At 66.7% G+C, this 15,229-nt stretch carries 16 protein-coding genes; 8 read left to right on the forward strand and 8 right to left on the reverse strand.

What is annotated here, in order from left to right; genetic code table 11:
• Positions 1-17 precede the first annotated feature (17 nt).
• The 3 genes from IEX72_RS06575 to IEX72_RS06585 all read right to left on the reverse strand — a co-directional run bounded on the left by IEX72_RS06575 (position 18) and on the right by IEX72_RS06585 (position 2,834).
• The gene (locus IEX72_RS06575) at positions 18-1,784 is read right to left on the reverse strand and encodes a cbb3-type cytochrome c oxidase subunit I (RefSeq protein WP_188786637.1); all 1,767 of its coding nucleotides are present in this window, start codon (positions 1,782-1,784) and stop codon (positions 18-20) included.
• A gap of 128 nt (positions 1,785-1,912) precedes the next feature.
• Positions 1,913-2,401, reverse strand: coding sequence for a DUF6684 family protein (locus tag IEX72_RS06580; RefSeq protein WP_188786582.1), 489 nt, complete (start codon positions 2,399-2,401; stop codon positions 1,913-1,915).
• A gap of 67 nt (positions 2,402-2,468) precedes the next feature.
• Positions 2,469-2,834, reverse strand: a complete 366-nt coding sequence (locus IEX72_RS06585; RefSeq protein ID WP_188786583.1) for a DUF7541 family protein — start codon at positions 2,832-2,834, stop codon at positions 2,469-2,471.
• A 115-nt stretch (positions 2,835-2,949) separates the two neighbouring features.
• On the opposite strand from IEX72_RS06585, the gene IEX72_RS06590 reads away from it, so the two are divergent.
• From IEX72_RS06590 to artA, 4 genes are all read left to right on the forward strand, one after another.
• On the forward strand, positions 2,950-4,062 hold the full coding sequence (locus tag IEX72_RS06590; RefSeq protein WP_188786584.1) for an OBG GTPase family GTP-binding protein: 1,113 nt from the start codon (positions 2,950-2,952) through the stop codon (positions 4,060-4,062).
• A gap of 11 nt (positions 4,063-4,073) precedes the next feature.
• A complete protein-coding gene (locus IEX72_RS06595) occupies positions 4,074-4,532 on the forward strand; it encodes a TIGR04206 family protein (RefSeq protein WP_188786585.1) in 459 nt (152 codons plus the stop codon).
• Positions 4,533-4,606: 74 nt separating this feature from the next.
• The gene (locus IEX72_RS06600) at positions 4,607-5,371 is read left to right on the forward strand and encodes a VOC family protein (RefSeq protein ID WP_188786586.1); all 765 of its coding nucleotides are present in this window, start codon (positions 4,607-4,609) and stop codon (positions 5,369-5,371) included.
• Positions 5,372-5,754: 383 nt separating this feature from the next.
• Entirely contained in the window at positions 5,755-6,693 is a 939-nt protein-coding gene (gene artA / locus IEX72_RS06605; RefSeq protein ID WP_188786587.1) for an archaeosortase A, read from the forward strand.
• Positions 6,694-6,811: 118 nt separating this feature from the next.
• On the opposite strand, the gene dph5 is transcribed toward artA, so the two are convergent.
• The 3 genes from dph5 to IEX72_RS06620 all read right to left on the reverse strand — a co-directional run bounded on the left by dph5 (position 6,812) and on the right by IEX72_RS06620 (position 8,794).
• Positions 6,812-7,591, reverse strand: a complete 780-nt coding sequence (gene dph5, locus IEX72_RS06610; RefSeq protein WP_188786588.1) for a diphthine synthase — start codon at positions 7,589-7,591, stop codon at positions 6,812-6,814.
• 38 nt (positions 7,592-7,629) lie between these two features.
• Positions 7,630-7,845, reverse strand: a complete 216-nt coding sequence (locus IEX72_RS06615) for a hypothetical protein (RefSeq protein WP_188786589.1) — start codon at positions 7,843-7,845, stop codon at positions 7,630-7,632.
• Between the two features lie 88 nt (positions 7,846-7,933).
• Positions 7,934-8,794: a cytochrome c oxidase subunit 3 gene (locus IEX72_RS06620; RefSeq protein WP_188786590.1), complete on the reverse strand. Its 861-nt coding sequence runs from the start codon at positions 8,792-8,794 to the stop codon at positions 7,934-7,936.
• Positions 8,795-8,887: 93 nt separating this feature from the next.
• Between IEX72_RS06620 and IEX72_RS06625 the strand changes: the two genes are divergently transcribed.
• Positions 8,888-9,973: a tubulin/FtsZ family protein gene (locus IEX72_RS06625; RefSeq protein ID WP_188786591.1), complete on the forward strand. Its 1,086-nt coding sequence runs from the start codon at positions 8,888-8,890 to the stop codon at positions 9,971-9,973.
• 33 nt (positions 9,974-10,006) lie between these two features.
• Here the strand turns inward: IEX72_RS06625 and IEX72_RS06630 are convergent, their stop codons facing one another.
• Entirely contained in the window at positions 10,007-11,353 is a 1,347-nt protein-coding gene (locus tag IEX72_RS06630) for an alkaline phosphatase family protein (RefSeq protein ID WP_188786592.1), read from the reverse strand.
• Positions 11,354-11,499: 146 nt separating this feature from the next.
• Here IEX72_RS06630 and IEX72_RS06635 point away from each other — a divergent pair, with 146 nt between their 5' ends.
• The 3 genes from IEX72_RS06635 to IEX72_RS06645 are packed head-to-tail and all read left to right on the forward strand — an operon-like array spanning position 11,500 to position 14,178.
• Positions 11,500-11,964: a DUF5788 family protein gene (locus tag IEX72_RS06635; protein WP_188786593.1), complete on the forward strand. Its 465-nt coding sequence runs from the start codon at positions 11,500-11,502 to the stop codon at positions 11,962-11,964.
• Positions 11,961-13,712, forward strand: a complete 1,752-nt coding sequence (gene polX / locus IEX72_RS06640) for a DNA polymerase/3'-5' exonuclease PolX (protein WP_188786594.1) — start codon at positions 11,961-11,963, stop codon at positions 13,710-13,712. The genes IEX72_RS06635 and polX overlap by 4 nt, the downstream gene beginning before the upstream one ends.
• A 1-nt stretch (position 13,713) precedes the next feature.
• Positions 13,714-14,178 carry a Mut7-C RNAse domain-containing protein gene (locus IEX72_RS06645; protein WP_188786595.1) on the forward strand — a complete coding sequence of 155 codons (465 nt, stop codon included), beginning with the start codon at positions 13,714-13,716 and terminating at the stop codon, positions 14,176-14,178.
• Between the two features lie 15 nt (positions 14,179-14,193).
• On the opposite strand, the gene IEX72_RS06650 is transcribed toward IEX72_RS06645, so the two are convergent.
• Entirely contained in the window at positions 14,194-15,162 is a 969-nt protein-coding gene (locus IEX72_RS06650) for a DUF7139 domain-containing protein (RefSeq protein ID WP_188786596.1), read from the reverse strand.
• Between the last annotated feature and the right edge of the window lie 67 nt (positions 15,163-15,229).

The raw sequence follows: 15,229 nt of genomic DNA on the forward strand, positions 1-15,229 counted from the left end.
AAAAATAGAACGCCGAACTACTCGTCGGCGTCGCTCTCTGGCTCCTGTCCGCCGTCGGGAACCACGTCCGCTTCCTCGCCGCCGTCGGGAACCACGTCCGCTTCCTCGCCGCCATCGGCAATCGCAGTCTGGAGCTTCCGGTCGAACCAGTCCCACTCGGCGGTGTAGAGGCCCGAATCTTTGAGATCCCACGGGTCACCATCCTTGATCTTCGGGGCTTCGAGCCACGACTGCACGAAGTTCCACACGAAGATGATCTGGCCCACAAGCAGGATGAGCGCGCCGAGGGTCGCGAGCCGGTGGAGCGTCGCGAACTGCGGCAGGTAGTTGGCGTACCGCCGCGGCATCCCGCCGTACCCCAGCAAGATCATGGCGAAGAATGTGATGTTGGTCCCGATCATGGAGAGCCAAAAGTGCATCTTCCCCAGGGTCTTCTGGTACATCCGACCGGTGTACAGCGGGTACCAGTAGTATAGGCCCGCGAACCCGGCGAACGCGATCGCGCCCATAACGACGTAGTGGAAGTGCCCGACCACGTAGTAGGTGTCGTGGAGCACGAGGTCAACCGGGATCGACGCGAGGAACACGCCGGTGACACCGCCGATGATGAAGTTCGAGACGAATCCGATACAGAACAGCATCGGAGTGGTGAGCCGCACCCGACCATTCCACATCGTGGTGATCCAGTTGAATGTCTTGACCGCGCTCGGGATCGCGATCGCCAACGAGACCGCCATGAACGACGCCCGAAGCCGGGGGTCCATGCCGGTCGCGAACATGTGGTGGGCCCACACGCCGAACGAGAGCACGCCGATCGCGAGCGTGGAGTAGACGACGAACTTGAACCCGAACAGCCGCCGGCCGGCAAAGCGGGGTAGAACGTAGCTGACGATCCCCATCGGAGGCAGCACCAGGACGTAGACCTCGGGGTGGCCGAAGAACCAGAAGAGGTGTTGCCACAGCATCGCGCCGCCCTCACCCGCGAAAAACGTGGTGCCGAAGTTACGGTCGAAAAGCAGCATCACGAGGGCGCTCCCGAGAAGCGGGAACGCGAAGAGAATCAGCCCAGACTGGGTCAGGACCGTCCACGAGAAAATGTCGAGGTTGGCCCACGAGACCTTGTCGCCGCGCTCGGTGAAGATGGTGGCGATGAAGTTGATCGCACCCATCGTTGTCGCGACGCCCGAGAGGTGCAGCCCAAGGAGGAACAGATCGACGCCGGCGTTCCCCTGGTTTCCGAGGCCTTCACCCACCGAGAGCGGGGTGTACATCGTCCAAGCGGTCTGCGCCGGGATGATGTCCCCGATCGGGAAAAAGCCCGCCCAGATGAGGAGTGCCGCAGGCGGTAGCAGCCAGAACGCGATGGCGTTGATCCGGGGGAACGCCATGTCTTCTGCGTCGATCAGAAGCGGCACTAGGTAGTTCGCGAACGCCGCGATGATCGGCGTCCCGAACAGGAACAGCATCGTGATGCCGTGGCTCGTCAGAAGCGAGTTGTAGAACGTGTTCGAGATGAGCGTCTGCCCGGGATTGATGAGTTCCAGCCGCATCACGACGACCATCAGCCCGCCGACGACGAACGCGGTGAGTGCGTACGCGCCGTAGAGCAGCCCGATATCCTTGTGATCCACCGTGGTGAGCCACCGGATAACGCCCGACGGTTTCTCGTTGGAGACGTAGCTGTCCTCCTGTCCGTACCCGCCGCCGCCGGCGACCGGTGTGTACGAGCGCCAGTTTTCGACCCGCGCGACCCACGCGGCGACGGCCACGAGGAAGAGCCCCATGAGGACCGTCAGTGCTAGCTGTCCGTTGACCTGCATAGATGTGGGTGAGTATCGGAAGGTAATGAAAGGTTCGGGACCCGACCGCGGCGTGTGGGACCCGACCGCGGCGTGTGGGACCCGCCGCTGGATCAAGCGTGCGCTTCGGAGTCGTCGTCGGCTTCGTCGGCGTCAACCAGGTCGTCCTCGGGTCCTGCCGGGCCGTCCCCGGACGCGTCGTGATCCGGCTCCCCGGATGCCGCGTCGCCGTTGAGCTCCGCGGCGGGCGCTTCCGAGTCCGTGTCGCCGAGTTCTGCGGCGGAGTCTCCGGAGTCCATATCCTCGTCATCCGCATCGGGCACCTCGAGCGGTTCGGCCCCCGAAACGCCCGCCTGTCCCGGGAGATACACCGGCCCGTTCTTCTCGCTGCCCGCGACGGCGACCGCGGCGAAGTACGTCAGGACCGCTAGGAGGACGAACGGGATCGCAACCAACCCGAACTGGATCGACGACGCGAGCGGATCGACCCCGAACGGTGCGAACACCACGAAGCCGACGATGAAGAAGCCGAGAATGAAGAGCGGGATGATGTTGACGAGGAGGTCGAGTTGGGTCTCTCGATCGAAGATCTCGTTGCTCATACCCCGTCGTTCCGGTGGAGAAGCAAATAGGTTGTTGGTTCGTCGCAGGGGCAAGAGTCGGGACGGACTAGTACGGTGGTTGCTGGTCCTGTGCGAACAGCGTCCCGGCGGCGGCGACCGCGACCAGGATCACCGCGGCTGCGAGAATCGCGAACCCACGGGTCGGAAGGGAGATCGCGGTGTATACGAACCCAGCACCCAGCGCGGCGAGCGGGATCGCGGCGCCGACGAGCGCCCGCCACGGTGTCTTTGCGTAGCCCGCCTCCGTCGCCAGCCCGGCGGCGCTCCCGCCGAACAGTAACAGTCCCCCGACAGCGATCGGGAAGAGACCGAAGACGATCCCGACTTCTCCGATCGGAATCCCGAGGGCGACAAAAACCGGCCAAGGGCTCGCTCGCCGATACTGGTCCGAGAGTCCCGGTTCAGCTTCCATTACCGGCCGTACGCGTCCGAGCGTACAAAACGCTTCGTTCCACGCCGGTAGGGGTCAGCGCGGACGGGACACCGAAAGAACACCTTTTTCGACGCAGGTCGCAGACTCCTACCCGATGGGACTGGAGGAGGAGATCGAGGAACTCCGCGAGGAGATCTCGAACACGCCCTACAACAAGTCGACCGAACAGCATATCGGTCGGCTGAAGGCGAAGCTCGCGGAGAAAAAGGAGAAACTCGAAAACCAGTCCGGAAGCGGCGGCGGTCACGGTTACGCGGTCGAGAAGACCGGCGACGCGACGGTCGCGCTGGTGGGGTTCCCGAGCGTCGGCAAGTCGACGCTGATCAACGCGCTCACCAACGCCGACAGCGAGGTCGGGGAGTACGAGTTCACCACGCTTGACGTCAACCCCGGAATGCTGAAGCACAACGGTGCGAACATCCAGATCCTCGACGTACCGGGCCTCATCGAAGGGGCTGCCGGCGGCCGCGGCGACGGGCAGGCAGTCCTCTCGGTTGTCCGGACGGCCGATCTGGTGGTGTTTCTGCTCTCGGTCTTCGAGATCGAGCGGTACGAGCGGCTCCAGGAGGAGTTGTACGCCAACAAGATCAGGGTCGACTCGTCGCCGCCGAACGTCACGATCTCGAAACGGGGCAAAGGCGGGATCCAAGTCACCACCTCCGATGAGGTCTCTCTCGGCGAGGATACGATTGCGAGCGTGCTCAGAGAGCACGGTTACGTCAACGCCGATGTGACTGTCCGCGGTAACCACTCTATCGACGAACTCATCGACGGGATCATGGACAACCGGGTGTATCTCCCGTCGATGGTGGCGGTGAACAAAGCTGACCTCATCGACCGCGACTACCTCCCCACGGTCGAGGAGAACCTCCGCGAGGTCGGGGTTGACCCCGACGAGGCGGTGTTCATCAGCGCGGAAGCCGAGAAGGGCCTCGGCGCGTTCAAACAGCGGTTGTGGACGGAACTCGGCCTGATCCGGGTGTACATGGACAAGCCCGGCCGCGGTGTCGATTACGAGGAACCGCTGGTCCTGATCGAGGGGCAAAATACCGTCGACAACGCGCTCCGGAAACTCGGTGGGAGTTTGGAAGACCGGTTCCGGTTCGCCCGGGTGACCGGGCCGAGCGCCAAACACGACGAACAGCAGGTCGGCCGCGACCACGAACTTCGAGACGAGGACGTGCTCCGCGTCGTCGCCAGGAAGTGACTCGCGTGTCGATGCCCGCCGCGCGGTCGCGAGTGACGGTCGTTGCGCTGTTGGGGCTGCTTGCGATCCCGTGGTCGGTGCAGGTGTTTTCCGGCCGCGACGCCACGCTGCTTTTCGCGTGGGGGTTGGTCAACACGAGCCCCCCGATGGTGACGACGCTCCCGGAGTTTCTGTTCCTGTACACGCGGGGGCTACCGGCGTATATTCTGGCGTGGCCGCTCTCCGTCGGACTCTACGCGACCGCGGTCGCGAGTGTCGGAATCCGGTGGTGGACCGGGGGGGAGGACCGCCGCGTGACCGCCGGAGTGTTGGTCGTCGCTGCCGTCGCGCAGGCACAACTCGCGTGGGGCTTTTCGCTCCAACCGAGCCGGGTGGCGTGGCCGGTCGGGTCGGTCGCGCTGGTCGCGGTCGCAGCAGTGTACTACTGGGTGCACGCTCGAACCCCCGGCAAGGGCGACGACGGCCGCTGACCGAACAGTGCCGACGCTCACCGGGCGGGTACCCTTCGGTACCCTTTTTGACTGCGGCGACCGTCGCTCCGGATATGTCCGGCGTACTCGATCACGTGATGTTGCGCGTGGAGGACCTCGACGAGTCCCTGGAGTGGTACCAGACCCACCTGGACTACGAGGAGACGGGTCGGTGGGAGGCCGACACCTTCACCAACGTCTACCTCGGTCCCGAGGGGATGCACGACGAGGGCGCGAAGCTCGAACTCACGTACAACCACGACGACCGAACCTACGAGATGGGCGACGCGTGGGGTCACATCGCGGTCCGGGTCCCCGAGGGCGAACTCGAGTCCTACTACGACCAGTTGATGGACGAGGGCGTCGATGACTACCGCGACCCCGCCTCCTGCGGCGGCCGGTACGCGTTCGTGAAAGATCCCGACGGCCACGAAATCGAGGTCGTCCAACGGGACCCCGACCTGCCCACGTGGGGCATTGACCACACGATGATCCGCGTCGCAGACGCCGACGAGGCGCTGGGGTTCTGGACCCGGAAGTTCGGGTACGAACACACCGGGCGGTGGGAGTCCGACACGTTCGCGAACTACTTCATGAAGCCCGAGGGCGCCTCCAAAGCCGCGATGGCCGTCGAACTCACGTACAACTACGACGGCCGGTCGTATACGATGGGCGACGCGTGGGGCCACCTGTGTGTTCGCGCCGACGACCTCCACGACTACTGGGCCACGCTGATGGAGCGAGACGCCGAGGAGTACCGCGACCCCGCGGCGTGTGACGACCGCTACGCGTTCACAAAGGACCAGGACGGCCACGAGATCGAAGTCCTCGAGGCCTGACACTGCCGGCGTTAACGACAGCCGGGACGGAGTTCGGTACCACCGAAAGAAGCGACCGTACCTTGACCTCCTCCTCAGCCTGAAGACGGAGGAATCCGCCCATCGGATTCGGGCAAATCAGCGTCAACGACGTGGGGGTTGACCCGACAGAGGTGGTTGTCGGCCGATTCCGCTCCGAGGGGTGGATCGCCGAGGAGCCCCGCCCCGATTCTGATCAACCTCGACGATCCGGAGGCCCTGTCCACGCTGTCGGATTCGAGTGACCCCGAGTGAGGGACGCGGACGGCAGAGACGGCGGCTCCTTGAGTCGGCCGACCGGCGGTCTCCCGGCGCCGACGCACGCAACGACAAAGGATTTATTCGTCAATGTCGTTGCCGCACGTATGCCCGGTCTCCTCTCCGACGCGTTCGCGTGGGTCGTGATCCTCACGTTCGCGGCGGGGACGCTCTCCGTAGGCCGGAACGACCGGCTGGCGCGGTATCTTACGGTCGCTGCGTGGGTTGGGTTCGCCGCTTTCTGGCTCCAACTCGTCCCGCATTTCGCGTTCGTCCACAAGAGCTACGTTGAGGGGTTGCTCTCGGTTGTTGCGGTCCCGGCGTCTCTGTACACCGGCTACCTGCTCTGGGGCGGCCGCGACTCGTTGTACGTGCTCTCGCGGTCGGTCGCCGTGATGGGGCTGCTCTACCTCCCGTTCGAGACGATCCCCGCGTTCTCGCTCGTGGGGATCGCGGTCCCGGCGCCCCGCGGCGTGCTGATGGAGACGGTCGCCGCACAGACCGGTGTTCTGGTCAATGCGTTCGGCTACACCCCCGAACTCGTCGTGGGCGAGCAAGGGTATCTGAACACCTTCGTCTTTTTCGACGGCGACCACCGCCTGACGGTGTCGGTCGTCCTCGCGTGTACCGGACTCGGCAGCATCGCCATCTTCGCCGGACTGATCGCCGCGGTGAAGGCGCCGTTCCGCCGGAAGCTCCGTGCGCTTGCGGTTGCGGTCCCGATCATCTACGCGTTGAACCTGCTCCGGACCACGTTCATCACGATCGTCTTCGGCAAGCAGTACATGCAGTGGTTCGTCACCGAGATCCTGTTCCTGTTCGGCTCCACCGACCCGTACATGGTGTCGTTTTTTATTTCCGACCGGATCATCAGCCAGTTGCTCGCGGTCGTGGTGCTCGTCGGAATCACCTACCTGGTGGTCCGTGAGGTCCCGGAGCTACTGACGGTCGTCGAGGACGTGCTCTATCTCGTCACCGGCGACGAGTACGACCTCGCGTCGCAGCTCGACCTCGAGGCACCCGACCGGACCGACCAGGTCGCCTAAGATCCTGTCCGCCGGCCGCGAGTGACACGATCGCGGCGGCCTACCGCTCCCGGGCCGCGAGTGACACGATCGCGGCGGCCTACCGCTCCCGGGCCGCGAGTGACACGATCGCGGCGGCCTACCGCTCCCGGGCCGCGAGCGCATCGGCGGGCGCGCCGCCGAGCGCCGACAGCGCGTCGGACTCGATATGGTGAAGATCACCCGGAATCACCAGTAGGTGGAGCGGATCGCCGAACTCCCGCGCCGCGAGCGCCGAGAGCGTATCCGCCGCGACGACGGGCTCCGGGCCGCCGGCCCGCGCGACCGCGACACCCAGGGTGTCGGTCCACCCCTCAGTGAGTAGTCCAGCGGCGACATCCGCAGTCATGTACTCGTCGCGGCTGGCGTTGATATCGAGGTAGACGAGGGTGTGGAGGCCGCGCTCCCGGTTGGCCTCGATCGATTCCACAACGCTTCCGGGAACCGCATCGCCGCCGCGGGCGTCCGGGAACGGGAGCGTGACCGACTTTCCGAACCGGTAGTTCTGGAGGCCGGTGAGCCCGCTCGCGGCTGTCTGTGCGGTCACCCCGTGGATCACGCGAGTGTCGATTCCGCGGTCGATCGCCCGGAGCCGGAGGTCAACGTGCGTTGTCGAGATCATCGTGTCGCCCGCGGTCAGGAACGCGACGTGGTCGTTCTCTGCGGCCGCGAGGACGTCCTCCGGGTCCTGTTCAACGCCGGCGCGGTCCCGGACCTCGATGTCGATGCCGTGAGACGCCGAGAGTTCCGCGACGGTCGCGCCGACAAGGTGGCTGGTGTAGAACTCCGCGATCGCGCGGTCGGCGTCTTCGAGTGCGGCCCGTCCGTCGACGGTGATCGACTCCTCGTCGTATAACCCGAGACCGATGAACGTGAGCATACCTCGGGTGGGCGACCGGCGGGAATAAACCGCCCGGCTTAGGTCTCGGACTCGTAGAGTCCCAGATCCGCTGCGACGTGGTCGGCGAGTTCGTCCGCAAGGACGGGGTCGACCTGCGCAACCTCCTCGCCGTCGTGCCGGTGGTGGTTGTGCGTGTCCAGCGACTCCCGGAGGTCGTCGAGTGGGACTCGTGACCGCGTCCCGCAGGCCTCACAGACGATCGGGACCGTCGGCTCGTCGGTGTCGTCGCTCATATCGACTAGTTGTCCGGGGGTAATAAAAACCGATCCGGTTCCGAGGAGCCGGCGTCAGTACGCCGAAACAGCCGGCAGAACGGACCGCTCAGACGCCGACTTCCGCGCCGACGTACAACACGACGACGAGGAAGATCCACACCACGTCCACGAAATGCCAGTACATCGAGGCGGTGCTGACCGAGACGTGACGCTCGGCGGAGTACTGCCCCGCGAGCGCCCGCACGAGGACGACCCCCAGGAGGACGGCGCCGAGGCTCACGTGGAGGCCGTGGAGCCCAGTGAGCCCGAAGAACGCCGACGCAAAAAAGCCCGAGGTCAGCGTGAACCCCTCGTGGATAATAAATTCGTAGTACTCGTAGATCTGTCCGGCGATGAAGACCGCGCCCAGAAGCACCGTGACGACGAGCCAGGACAGGAACTTCCGCCGGTCGTCTTTCCGGATCGCGGTGTGGGCGAAGTGGAGCGTGACCGACGACAGGATCAAAAGCGTCGTGTTGGCGATGACGAGCGAGCCCGTGAGGTCGGGGATCCCCACGAAGATCGACTCCCAGTTGCCCGCGCGGATGTAGAAGTAGTAGCCGAACAACGCGCCGAACGTCGCCAGCTCCGACCCGAGGAACGCGAGCATCCCCCACCGGAGCTTGTTGGCGCTGTCCGGGTTGGCCTCGCGCGACCAGAACGTACTCACGAAGGCGTGGTACACCCAACCGTACAGTCCGACGAGAAAGAGCCCGATCGAGGCGACGAGTGCCGCGGGGCCGGCGAGGGGGCTGACGAGGCTGGTATCGCCGCGGCCGAGGATGTATAGCGCCGCTGCGACGTAGACCCCGGCCGCGCCGGCGGCGGTGACGAACGGCCACCAACTCGCCTCGCCGAACCCGCGGGGCCAGTCTTCCACCGCGGGGAGATGGTGTTCGTGGTCGTCGTGTGCGTCTTCGGTACCCATACGCTGAGGTTTCGCTCCGACGGATAAAAAGCCTCCCAATGCTCGCGAGGGATCCGGGAGAATGTTGAAGTTGTGGCTGGGAGACGTCAAGGTATGAAGACCCTCCTGATCGGCGTGGGCCAGGCCGGCGGGAAACTCACCCGCGAACTGGTCGACTACGACAACCGGATGGGGTTCGGCGCCGTCCGCGGTGCGGTCGGCGTTAACACCGCCGCTGCTGACCTCCGCGACCTCCCGTTCGAGACCGTCCTCGTGGGGCGCGACCGGGTGAACGGCCAGGGCGTCGGCGGCGATAGCGAACTCGGCGCCGACGTGATGGAGACACACACCCGCGAGGTGCTTGCCACGCTCGAGGGCCGCATCACTGCTGGGATCGAGTCGATCTTCGTCGTGGCGGGGCTGGGTGGCGGCACCGGCAGCGGCGGCGCGCCGGTGCTTGCCCGCGAACTCGCCCGGGTCTACGACGTGCCGGTCTACGGCCTCGGGATTCTCCCCGGCCGCGACGAGGGGTCGATGTACCAGGTCAACGCCGGCCGGTCGCTGAAGACGTTCGCCCGCGAGGCCGACGCTTTGGTGCTCGTCGACAACGACGCGTTCCGGTCGGTTGGTGAGAGCCTCACCGGTGGGTTCGACGCGATCAACCGCGAAGTCGCAAAACGGGCGGGGTTGTTACTCGCCGCCGGCGAGACCGTCGAGGGGGTCGGCGAGAGCGTGGTTGACTCCTCGGAGATCATCAACACGCTCCGCAGCGGCGGGATCGCGGCGCTGGGGTATGCCGCCGCGGAAGCCGCGCCCGAGGCGGGAGAGAACATCAACACCGTCGTGAGCACCACACGCCAGGCGGTGCTCACCGGGTCGAGTCTCCCGGACGCCACCGACGCCGACGCCGCGCTCCTGATCGTCGCGGGTGACCCCGACGCCGTCCCGCGGAAGGGTGTCGAGCGCGCCCGAAAATGGGTCGAGGAGGAGACCGGGAGCCTTCAGGTCCGCGGCGGCGACTTCCCGCTGTCGAGCGGTCGACTCGCGGCCGTTGTGCTGCTCGGCGGCGTCGAGCGCTCCGAGCGACTCCAGTCGTTTATCGACCGCGCCTCGGAGGCACAACAGTCCGAAAAGAGCGACGAGTCCGCAGCGGATCCCGCCGCAGAGTGGGCGAGCGACGACCTCGACGACCTGGTGTAGTCGCCGACTCCGGGGTGACCGGTCAGACGAGAGCTACTTACAGAGGCTCGCGCCGTCGAACTCCGTCCGCGTGTAATCGACCTCCAGGAGGTCAAGGATGGTCGGCGCGATGTCATAGAGGTCGGCGTCGTCGATTGCGATGTCGGGGTCATCGACGAACAGCGAGGCGTTGTCGAAGCTGTGCATCCCGTTTCTCGGTCCGACCCCGAACACCTCGTCGTGACCCGTGAAGCCGGATTTGAGGTCGAAGCCGTGGGTCGGCACGACCACGAGGTCGGGTGCGATGTCGTCGTGGTCGCCGCGGAAGGCGTCCTCCTTCTCGACCACGCGGTCGGCGACCGGCTTGCCGTCGGGGCCTTCGAGGGCCTCGAGGTCGGCTTTAAGCTCCGCGCGGACCGAGTCGTACTCTGACTCGGGAACGGCGCCGTCGGGCTCGCGACCCTCGAGGTTGACGTAGAACCGCCCCGGGATGAACGAGTACGCTCGGGTGTCCCCGGAGACGTCGCCGAGTTCCTCGTGGTCGTCGTCCTCGTAGGAGAGCCACCCCTGCTCTTCGAGCCACGCGTTACAGTGGACCTCGTAGTCCAGCGACGTGAACCCGTGGTCCGACGCCACCACGAGTGTCACGTCCTCGGGCAGTGACTCGCGGATCTTCCCGACGTACTCGTCGACTGCCTCGTAGAACCCGAGGAACGCTTCCTTGTTACCGCCGTGGCGCTCGTAATCCTCGAACAGGAAGTGGTTCACCCGGTCGGTGGTCATGAACACGCCGAAAAAGAGGTCCCAGTCGTCGCGGTCGAGCACCGATCGGAACGTCTGGAAGCGCTTGTCGAGGGTTTCGTGGGCGTCCTCGACGAACTCGGTCTTGTCGTCGGCGTGGCCGAGTTTCGCGTTGACGTCGATTCGGTACCCTGCCTCGTCGAGTTCGTCACGGAACGACTCCGGGTGGGCGGCCTTTTCAACGCCCGGCGACAGAAACCCCGAGACCATACGCTGGACGTCCCGCTGCGGCGGGAACGTCACCGGAACGTTGAGCACGCTAGCCTGGCGACCGGCGTCGGTGACGCGGTCCCACAGGCGGGTTGCCTGGACGTCCCGCCCCATCGGGACGTAGGTGTCGTACGAGCCGACCTCGCGGTCTTGGAACCCGTACACCCCGGTCTCGCCGGGATTCACGCCGGTTGTCAGCGACGGCCAACACGCCGAGGACTCCGGCGGAACGATGCTGTCGATAGCGCCGGCGCTGCCCTCGTCGGCGAGCGCGGCGAAGTTCGGAAACCGCTCGGGGTTGTCGGCGAGTAGGCTGAACGGAACGCCGTCGACGCCGACGAATGCGACGCGCGGGTCGCTCTCCCCGCGCAGCCGGTCGAACAATCCCATACACATCGTTCTCCCCGGCGCTCATAAGAACTTTCGTCTCCGTCCGGGCGGCGGGTGAATCCGGCGGGCGCCGGCGCCCGCTGCCCCGGGGTCGATCGCTGCGGCGAAGAAGCGAAGTACACCCCGGCGTAACTACTAACCAGGCCGTGAAGGAGTTCGAACGAAAGCAGCTGTTGGAGCGGGTCAACCGCGAGGCCGCAACCGTCGGCGCGGAGATCCCGGAGACAATCGACATCCAGGGCGAGGAGGTAGACCTCCGGGAGTTCGTCTTCGAGATCAAGCGGCGGGACACCGTCCCGCCCGGGGAGCGCGACCGGGTCGAACGCGCGAAAAAGAACCTCCGCCGGGAGCGGCTCCAGCGCGTCCAGCGCATCGAGGACGGGTCGGTTACGTACGAGAACGGCGAACGGATCGCCGAGAGCGTCATCGGGATCGACCGCGCGCTGAACGCCCTCGAGCAGCTCCGGCCGGTCGACCTCGACGGTGAGGCCGACCGCAAGGAAGCCGCCGACCGGAAACGGTGGATGAACTTCCTGAAACAGGCGCTGGGCCGCGACGACGGGGTGTCGTCTCAGGGCGGCCGGGGCCGGAGCCGAGGTGGCGGGCTGTGAGCCGTACCGACGAGGTGGCGAACCGACTCGAGGAGTTCGCCGACCTCCTCGAAGCCGACGGTGTCGAGTACAAACCCAACGTCTACCGCCGCGCCGCCGAAAGTGTCAGAGAACACACCCGACCGATCGAGGACCTCGCCGCCGAGGGCGAGGAGGCGGTAGCGACGATCGACGGCGTCGGCGACGCGATCTCCGCGAAGATTGTCGAGTACATCGACACCGGGGAGATCGAGGAATTGGAGTCGCTCCGGGAGGACCTCCCAGTCGACATCGCCGCGCTCACGCGCGTCGAGGGCGTCGGCCCGAAGACCGTCGGCACGCTTTTCGAGGAACTCGGGGTCACCTCCCTCGACGACCTCGCGGCGGCCGCCGAAGCGGGTCGGATTCGGGAGGTGAAGGGGTTCGGCCCCAAGACCGAGCAGAACGTCCGTGAGAACGTCGCGTTCGCGCGGGAGGCGCAGGCCCGGGAGCGGTTGGGCGACGCGCGCCCGCTCGCGGAAGACGCGCTGCGGTATCTCCGCGGTCTCAACGCGGTCGACGCGGTCGAGATTGCGGGGTCGATCCGGCGGTGGCGCGACACCACCGGCGACGTGGACGTGTTGGTCGCGTCGGCGGAGGGTCCCGAAGTCATCGACGCGTTCGTCGAGTGGCCGGCCGCGACCGACACGATCGAGGCCGGCGACTCGAAGGCGAGCGTCCGCGCCGGCGGGATGCGGGTCGACCTCCGGGTCGTCGTCTCCGACGAGTTCGGGGCGGCGCTGCAGTATTTCACCGGAAGCAAAGACCACAATGTCGCGCTCCGGAACCGCGCGATCGCGCGCGACCTGAAGATGAACGAGTACGGCGTTTTCGACGTGTCCGGCGTCGATGATCCCGACGCCGGCCAGCGGGTGGGCGAGCGGGTCGCGGGCGGGACGGAGGCGTCGATGTACGACGCGCTGGGGCTCCCGGCCATTCCCCCGGAGCTCCGCGAGGGAACCGGCGAGATCGAGGCCGCGGCCGCGGGGGAGCTGCCGGACCTGGTCGCGGTCGAGGCGGTCTGCGGCGACCTCCACACCCACACCGAGTGGTCCGACGGCGGGCACTCGATCGCCGAGATGGTGACCGCGGCCGCGGCGCGCGGCGACGACTACTACGCGGTGACCGACCACGCGACCGGCCCGGGGATGGTCGGCAGTGTCGGCCTCACCGACGACGACCTCCGGGAGCAGGCGGCCGCCGTTGACCACGCCCGCGGAGACCTCGGCGACATCACGCTGCTCCATGGCGTCGAGACCAACATCGACGCCGAGGGGGATCTCTCGACCGGCGACGACCTGCTCGAAACCCTCGATGTGGTGGTCGCCTCACCCCACGCCGCGCTCGGACAGGACCGGGAGACCGCGACAGACCGACTGGTCCGGGCGGTCGAACACCCGAGCGTCGACATCCTAGGGCATCCAACCGGTCGGCTGATCACCGAACGCGAGGGGTTGACCCCGGACATCGAGCGGGTCGCCACGGCCGCGGCCGACGCCGGAACGGCACTCGAGATCAACGCCGACCCCGCGCGGCTCGACCTCCGCGGGGAACTCGTTCGGGTCGCGGTCGACGTGGGTGCGACGGTCGTCGTCGACACCGACGCCCACACGCCCGGTGCGCTCGAGTGCGTGCGATACGGCGTCCACACGGCGCGCCGCGGGTGGTGCGTGGCGGGCGACCTGCTCAACGCCAGGGGCGTCGAGGGCCTCCGGTCGTTCCTCCACTGAGATGGACCACCGACTGCTACTCGACGCGATGCTCGGGAAACTGGCGACCTACCTCCGGATGTGCGGGTACGACGCTGCGTACGTGCTCGACGGGATCGACGATCCGACGGCGGGACCCACCGACGACGAGGTCATCGCTCGGGGCCGACGGTCGGACCGGACGGTCCTCACCCGCGACCGGGAACTCGCCGCGTGCGCCGACGACGCGATCCTGCTCCGGTCCCGGGAGGTGGTGGACCAGCTTTCGGAGTTGCGGGCGGCGGGGTACGACCTCTCGCTCGACGCGACCCCGACGCGGTGCGGGGCCTGCAACGGCCCGGTCGACGCCGTCGACCCGGGCGAGTCGGGACCGCCGTACGCGCCCGATCCCGCCGACACCGACTGTTTCCGGTGTCAGGAGTGTGAGCGGGTGTTTTGGAAGGGGGGACACTGGGACGACGTGCGGGCGACGCTCACATCACTGTAGAACAGGGCCGCGCTCTCAGCGTCGGTGCCGTCTCGCTTTCGCCCGCGACTCCCACTGTGTACACGGGTCCATATCGCCCATCAACTCCTCGTGGGCGCCGCAGTAGGGTTGGATCCCCTCGTCGGTCCGGACGTACTCGAAATGCGCGCAGTTCCCGCAGTAGACGTCGCCGGCGGCGCGATCGGAGCCAGTGGATCGGCCGCGTCCGTTCCCGCTGTTCGAGGTCGATGACACCGCGCCGGAACGGCGGTCGGTCGTGGGTTTCGGTGTCGACGCCGCTGGCTGCGCCCCCGACTCGTCGAGCGGCGACGTGATCGACCCCGAAGCGGTGCCGCCGTCGGACGCCGCCCCCGGACCGTTGGAGACCGTCCCCGAACCGCCGGTCTGTGTCTTCACGCCCCCGTCCGGCGTGTTTCCGAAAAAGCCGATACCGCCGCCGGTATGCCGGTTCGACCGCTCAACGGGGACGTATCTGGTCTCGCTCGTTCGCGTCACGTTCACCCGTGCGGTGCCGCCGGGGTCGTTGCGCGTTTTGAAATTCGCGACACCGGCGAACAGACACCAGAATGTCAACAGCACCCCAAGCGAGTAGAGCCCTACCGTCGCGAGCGTCAGGTTGGGCTTGCCCGCCCCGCAGACCGACCCCGACCACCGACACGGGTACGCGTGGACGAAGAGCGCGACGCCGACGACGCCGATCCCGGCACCGATCACCGCCGCGGCCTTCGTGAGCCGTCCCGACGGCAGGATCGCGAAGACGCCGAGAAACACCGCGGGGACGCCGACGCCGGCGAGCACACCGCCGAGTTGTCGTTTGGCCGTGAGTGCGGCCACGTCGGTGCCGTAGACGACACCCGTGGTTGCGACGACGACGCCGGCCACCGCGAGCAGCGACCCGGCGGCGAACAGTCCCAACCCGAACGTGAGTCGCCGGAGGCTCACCACCCGTTTTTTCCCCTCGTATACCTCCGAAAGGCTGGGCATACCGGGCCTTCGTGGTCACCCCACAAAACGGTGTGTCAGACGGACGTCCGACGGCGGGGCCCGGCAG

The sequence above is a fragment of the Halobellus salinus genome (genome assembly GCF_014646875.1).
GTDB lineage: Archaea > Halobacteriota > Halobacteria > Halobacteriales > Haloferacaceae > Haloquadratum > Haloquadratum salinum.

What these genes read in the sequence shown, in the direction of transcription:
- IEX72_RS06575 (WP_188786637.1), bottom strand. Translation starts at nt 1,784, where the DNA reads ATGGGGCTCTTCCTCGTGGCCGTCGCCGCGTGGGTCGCGCGGGTCGAA.
- IEX72_RS06580 (WP_188786582.1), bottom strand. Translation starts at nt 2,401, where the DNA reads ATGAGCAACGAGATCTTCGATCGAGAGACCCAACTCGACCTCCTCGTC.
- IEX72_RS06585 (WP_188786583.1), bottom strand. Translation starts at nt 2,834, where the DNA reads ATGGAAGCTGAACCGGGACTCTCGGACCAGTATCGGCGAGCGAGCCCT.
- IEX72_RS06590 (WP_188786584.1), top strand. Translation starts at nt 2,950, where the DNA reads ATGGGACTGGAGGAGGAGATCGAGGAACTCCGCGAGGAGATCTCGAAC.
- IEX72_RS06595 (WP_188786585.1), top strand. Translation starts at nt 4,074, where the DNA reads ATGCCCGCCGCGCGGTCGCGAGTGACGGTCGTTGCGCTGTTGGGGCTG.
- IEX72_RS06600 (WP_188786586.1), top strand. Translation starts at nt 4,607, where the DNA reads ATGTCCGGCGTACTCGATCACGTGATGTTGCGCGTGGAGGACCTCGAC.
- artA (WP_188786587.1), top strand. Translation starts at nt 5,755, where the DNA reads ATGCCCGGTCTCCTCTCCGACGCGTTCGCGTGGGTCGTGATCCTCACG.
- dph5 (WP_188786588.1), bottom strand. Translation starts at nt 7,591, where the DNA reads ATGCTCACGTTCATCGGTCTCGGGTTATACGACGAGGAGTCGATCACC.
- IEX72_RS06615 (WP_188786589.1), bottom strand. Translation starts at nt 7,845, where the DNA reads ATGAGCGACGACACCGACGAGCCGACGGTCCCGATCGTCTGTGAGGCC.
- IEX72_RS06620 (WP_188786590.1), bottom strand. Translation starts at nt 8,794, where the DNA reads ATGGGTACCGAAGACGCACACGACGACCACGAACACCATCTCCCCGCG.
- IEX72_RS06625 (WP_188786591.1), top strand. Translation starts at nt 8,888, where the DNA reads ATGAAGACCCTCCTGATCGGCGTGGGCCAGGCCGGCGGGAAACTCACC.
- IEX72_RS06630 (WP_188786592.1), bottom strand. Translation starts at nt 11,353, where the DNA reads ATGGGATTGTTCGACCGGCTGCGCGGGGAGAGCGACCCGCGCGTCGCA.
- IEX72_RS06645 (WP_188786595.1), top strand. Translation starts at nt 13,714, where the DNA reads ATGGACCACCGACTGCTACTCGACGCGATGCTCGGGAAACTGGCGACC.
- IEX72_RS06650 (WP_188786596.1), bottom strand. Translation starts at nt 15,162, where the DNA reads ATGCCCAGCCTTTCGGAGGTATACGAGGGGAAAAAACGGGTGGTGAGC.